We start from the raw sequence: 5,977 nt of genomic DNA, 5'->3' as shown, positions 1-5,977 counted from the left end.
GGCTGCTCCAACAGGGAAGCCCGCAGCTGTCTCATGTCGCCGTGAAACACGACAACCTGATCCTGTTCCACCGCGAGGCTCTGATACAGCGCCTGTACGCCGCTCAAGGTCGGCATCGCGGTCATGCCTAGCTGCTCTTGCAAGGTTCGCTCCGTCTCGGCATCCAAGCGCATGCCGCCGTCCTGCCAGAGCGGCCAGTTGATCGACAGCGTGCGACCTTGGCGCTGCTTGGCTGCCACCTGCCCGTTGCGATACTGGGCATATGCATCCAAGAAGGCATTGGCCATGCTGTAGTCCGCTTGGCCCGGATTGCCGAGTACACCGGCGATCGACGAGAAGGTGACGAAGAAGTCGAGAGGCATGTCGCCGCTCGCTTGATCCAGATTCACCAGACCCGCCACTTTGGGAGCCAGCACCTCGGCCAGTTCCGCTTCCGTTTTCTTCAGCATGAAGTTGTCGCGGATCACGCCGGCGCTGTGGACGAGGCCGTCCAGCTTGCCGGAGTCGGCGCGGATGGCGTCAAACAGGCGCGCGACCTGTGCTCTGTCGGTCACATCCACACGCTTGTACTCGATGCGAGCACCTGTCGCTTGCAGCTCCTGCATCGCGGTCTGCTGTGCCGCTCCAAGAGCAGAGCGGCCGGTGAGATACAAGGTCGTGCCGCTGACTTGCTGCACGATCTCCCGAGCCACGATCAGGCCGAGACCGCCTGCGCCGCCCGTGATCAGGTACGTCCCGCCATCTTTCCACGGGATGTGCACCTCCTGCCGGGAGACCTCCGCTTCGCTCCAGCCTGCCACCCAGCGCTTGCCATCTTGGTAGCGAACGTGACGGTCTTCCAAGCGGGCGAGATTCTCTTGCAGGCGAGCGACCACTTCCGTCGCGTCGGACGTGCGCTCCAGTTCGATCAGTTGCCCGATCAGGTTCGGATTCTCTTGCGACGCCGTTCGCAGCAGAGCGGAGAGTCCTGCGCTCAAGCGATGCTCCGGCTCGGTGCCGACTGCGATCTGCACGAGCACTTGGCCTTTGGGCTTCTGCTGGAGCAGAGCTTTGATCTCTCGGAACGCTTGGGTCGCGTGCGCTTCATAACGCGCTGCCGGATCGGATGTCTCCGAGCGCAAAGTTATGCAGCGAGCGTCGTGCACGTCTGCCTCCATGTCGCAGAGGAGCACCAAGCGCTGGCTGTAGCTCGGCTGTTGTGCCGGCTCGCCGACCGGTTGCTCCGTCCAGTTCGGGAGCAGCATCAGCGTTCCTTCCCGGCCGCGCCCATCGTCCAGTTGTCGTGCGGAATAGCCCTTGATACGAACGCGGACATCGCCTTCTGCGGCGCAGAGGTCAAGGTCGAACTTCTGCACCTTGTCCCCCGGACGGCTGCCAGCGCTGCGGCGCACGAGCACCCACATCTCGTCCGTGCACGAACCGAGGATGTCCACTTCCTCCAACGCGAACGGCAGAGCCGGACGCTTGATGTCGGCACCGTCGGACAGCAGGGCCAGCGTGACCTGCAAGGCCGAATCCATCAGGCTCGGATGCAGCACAAACGAGCTTTCCTGCTCAACGGAAGCCGGCAGCACAAGGCGGGCGAGCGCTCGATCCGTGCCCAGATGCACGCGCTCGACGCCGCGATGTGCCGGCCCGTGGTCGATGCCAAGCGACTCAAACATCGAGTAGAACGCGGAGGCATCGAGCGTCTTCAGGGAGCACTGAGACTGCAAAGTCTTGAGGTCAAGGCTTGGCATGGCTTCAAACGACTTCCAGACCGCACGCCCTTGCGAGTGAATGACCGGCTCCTGACCTGCCTCCTCCTCGCGATAGACCTCAAACCCGATCTCGCCATCCGCTTCCGGGAACAGGCTCAGATGCACATCCAGCGGCTGCTCCCCGAGGAGGAGCGGGCTTGCCCAGATGACATGCTTCAGGCGCAGGCCGTCTCTTCCATCTTTCAGAGAAGCGGCCGCCAGTTCGACAGCTTCGCGCGCCATCTCCAGATACGCCACGCCCGGCAGCATGCGCTGGCCTTGCACGACATGGTCGGCCAAGAAGAACTCCTCCCCTGTGAAGGTCGAGGTAAATCGCTGCTCGGTCAGGTCGGACGTGTTGCGGTGAAGCAGCGGGTGAAGCGCCGTGTTCATCGCGTGCGACGAACGGCGTCCGCTGCCTGCCGTCCCCTCCTCCTTGGACATCCAGTAGCGCTCTTTGGCGAACGGATAGGTGGGCAGGCTGATGCGCTGCGGTAGGGTTTGATACAGCTCGTTCCAGTCAATGCTGTCACCAAGGACCCAGAATTCGGCGAGCTTGGCGTGCTGACGATTCTGCATCCAATCGCTTGCCTCGGATGCGAGGTGGCCAAGGCTCAGCTTGTCCTTGCCGCGTCTGACCTGACCACGGTACAGCCCGGCGATGTTTTCCTGCCCTTGCACGTACGCTTCCAAACGGTCTGTCAGCTCTTGCAAGGATCGGACCACGAGGGCCATCCGCTCTTCCATCTTTTCGCGTCCCACCTGCAACGTGTAGGCCGCGTCCACCAGATCGGCATCCGTGATGCGTCCTTCCGCCACGAAGGCGAGCAGTTGGCGGCTCTTTTCCTGCAGGCGCTCCTCATTCTTCGCCGACAGCACGACGATCACCGGCTGCTCCGGGGCGGTGCCTTTGGTCTGGCGTGCTCCGCTCGGGATATATTCCTCGATCACCAGATGCGCGTTCGAACCGCCGGCGCCAAACGACGAGATCCCTGCGATGCGCGGATATTCTCGACGAACCCCATCCAGTTCCAGAACCGGACGCGGCCACTCTCCCAGTTCCTGCTGCACGACAAACGGCGTCTTGCCGAAGTTGATGTTCGGGTTCAGCGTCTTGGCGTGCAGGGTCGGCGCGATCTGTCCATGCATCATCTGCAGCAACACTTTGGTCACGCCCGCGATGCCTGAAGCGCTCTCGCAATGGCCGATGTTCGACTTGGCCGAGCCGATCGCGCAGAACTGCTTGTCCTCCGTGCCTTTTTCAAATGCTTTGGTCAGGCCGGTGATCTCGATCGGGTCGCCCAGCGACGTGCCGGTTCCATGCGCTTCGAGATACGAGACCGTCCTCGGGTGAACGCCCGCCCGCTGCAGAGCGTCTGCGATGACGCGAGACTGCGCGTTCGGGTTCGGCACCGTGTAGCCGTTGGTTTTGCCGCCCGCGTTCACCATGCTGCCCTTGATGACGCCATAGATGTGGTCGCCGTCGGCGATCGCCTTGTGCAGCGGCTTCAGGAGGATCGCCCCGACGCCCTCTCCGTCGACAAAGCCGTCGGCCCCATCGCCGAACGCCTTGCATGCATCGGTCGCCGAGAGCATGGTCATCGCCGAGAGCCGCAGATAGTGCGCCGGATCAGAGATCAGGTTGACACCGCCTGCGATCGCACAATCGCTCGTGCCGCTGTACAAGCTCTCCAAGGCGAGATGAATCGCCGTCAAAGAGGACGAGCAAGCCGTGTCCACATTGATGCTCGGCCCTTGGAAGTTAAAGAGATACGAGACGCGGTTCGCCAGCGACCAGAAGTTCGCACCCGTCGGGTAAAAAGCGTTCATGATCCCGGCGAACACCCCGACCTTGCCACTCTCCGCGAGAGTGCCCGGCGTGTACCCCGCATCTTCGATGCTCGCGTATACCGTCTCCAAGAACAACCGCTCCTGCGGGTCCATCTTCTCCGCTTCGGCAGGGGAGATCTGGAAGAACAAAGGATCGAACTTGTCGATGTCCTTCAGGAACGCTCCCCATCGGGTGTACATCGTCCCCGCTTTTCCTTTTTCCGGGTCAAAATAGTCCTGCCAGTTCCAGCGTTCTTGCGGAATCTCGCCCACGCTGCTGCGGCCCTGCTTCAGATTGTTCCAGAAGCTGTTCACATCGTCAGCGCCCGGGTAGCGCCCGGCCAGCCCGACGATCGCGATGTCCTGCAGGCGCATCGGCGGCTCTTCAGCTCTCACTTCGCGGGCGACAGGTGCCTCTTCTTGCCGCGGCAGATAGCGCTTGGAGGACGTGCGGAAGGTCAGGTTCGTGCGTGTTTGCGCGGCCTGTGCAGGCACGGAAGCCTCCGTGCGCAGCGTCTGCTGCACCTCCGTCTGCCCGGCCAGCCCGAGCTTTGCGACAAGCGCCTCGCGCTGCGTGTCGACCAGATGATCGGCCAGCGAGTCTAGGGTCTGGTATTCAAAGAACAGTGTGCTGTTGAGATCCTCCCCGATCCCTTCGCGCAACGCATTGGTCAGCTGGACGACGAGGATCGAATCGATGCCATATTCCTCCAGCGATTCGGACGGGTCGATCTGGTCACTCGGAATCTTCAGCGTGTCACCGACCACATTTTGAAGGTAGGCGATGACGTTTTCACGCAGGCGTTCTTTCGTAACAGGAGCCTGCGCGACAGGCGCGACGGATGCCGGCTGCACAACCGCAATCGGTTCTGCTCTCACCGGTTCCGGCTCGAAGCCGATCGCCTTTTGCAAAGCGTCCTTGTGCGCCTTGACAAAATAGTCGGCCAGCTCGCCGAGCGTCTGATATTCAAAGAACAAGGTGCTGCTGATCTCCCCGAACACCTCGCGCAGAGCATTGGTCAGCTGCACGACGAGGATCGAGTCGATGCCGCACTCCTCCAACGCTTCCGTCTCGTCGATCTTGTGCACCGGAATCTTCAGCGTGTCGCTGACGAGCTCTTTCAGATACGTCACGCTCTTCTCGCGCAGAGATTCAGGAGAAAGCGCGGCGACCGTCGCCTGCACAGGGGTCGGCTTGATCGATACCGCTTGCGGTTTTGCTGCCTGTGGCTTGGTCGCCTGCTTGGCCACCGGCTTGCTTTTCTTCGCCGCCTGCTTCTGGCGAACGACGCCGTCGCTCATGGCGACGACAACCTGCTGGCCGAACTCATGCGCCTGCTCTGCCGGATGGAACACGCCGGAGAAGCCTTCGCTCGCCAGCACCTTGCCCCAGACCTCCGGGAACAGGCCCGGGTTGCCCGGAATGCGCAACTCTGCATCTTCGTAGAGCCACCAGCCTTCGAGCAGGCCGAACGTCAGATGCGTGAACAGCGCATTTTGCGAGATCTCGTTCAGCAAAAGGAGGCCGTTCGGTCGAAGCACGGCTTTGGCGTTGCGAATCGTCTGCCGGATGTTCTTGGTCGCATGCAGGACGTTGGTCGCGATGACAAGGTCGTAGGCCCCCGCTTCAATGTCCTGTCCGGCGAGCGGTGCTTCGACGTTGAAGATCTTCGGTGCGAGATACGGATTGTCAGCCCCGTACTCACGCTCTGCATGCAGCAGAAACGCACGCGAGATGTCGGTGTAGCAGTACTCCACAATGCGATCCTGATACGGCCGCAGCTTGCGGAAGACCATCGCGCTCGTGCCTCCCGTGCCGGCGCCGATCTCCAGAATGCGCAGGGAGACGGCCGGAGCGTCCGCCATCCGTTCCTGCAGATAGGTCACCACCGTGTCGGCGAGCACCTCGTTGAAGTAGTCGGAGATCTGGTTGTTCTTGTAGATCCCCTCCACCAGCGCCATCGAGGAGTTGGGGAACATGATCTCCGTCGCCGGCACGCGGCCGGTCAGGATATCCGGCAAGGCGCGCAAGGTGGCCTCAACGAGCTGCACCTGGGCTTTCAGGTTCGGGTTGGTGAGCCAGTGCGGCTTGTTTGCTTCCCATTCCTGCCAGAGCACCTGTGCCGGCGTATCGAACTTGAGCGCAGGATCGCGCTCCAGAACGGCGACGCTCTCCGCCAGCCATTTGCGGTAAAATCCGCGCACCGCATTTCCGTCCTGCAATTGCGGCGCTTGCAGCTGCGCGCCGAGCAGACGAACCAGCAACTCCTCCATGTCCGTCTTGTCCAAGCTCTCGTCCGCCTTCATGCGCGCCACGCGTCCGTTCTGATCCGGCAGGCGCTTTTGCAGCGACTCTGCAAGCGCAGGCAGAACGTCCGCCCCGATCTGCATCGTTTCGGTCGCGTTCA

General features: G+C 62.0%; 1 protein-coding gene. It reads right to left on the bottom strand.

From position 1 onward, the window contains the following. Positions 1-5,977, bottom strand: a 5,977-nt coding sequence (locus L696_RS0126120) for an SDR family NAD(P)-dependent oxidoreductase (RefSeq protein WP_025686267.1), incomplete at both ends; no start/stop codon positions are given.

The organism is Paenibacillus maysiensis, assembly GCF_000520815.1.
Lineage (GTDB): Bacteria > Bacillota > Bacilli > Paenibacillales > Paenibacillaceae > Paenibacillus > Paenibacillus maysiensis.
The sequence above is the reverse complement of the archived record's forward strand: the minus strand, read 5'-3'. Positions and strand labels throughout refer to the sequence as shown.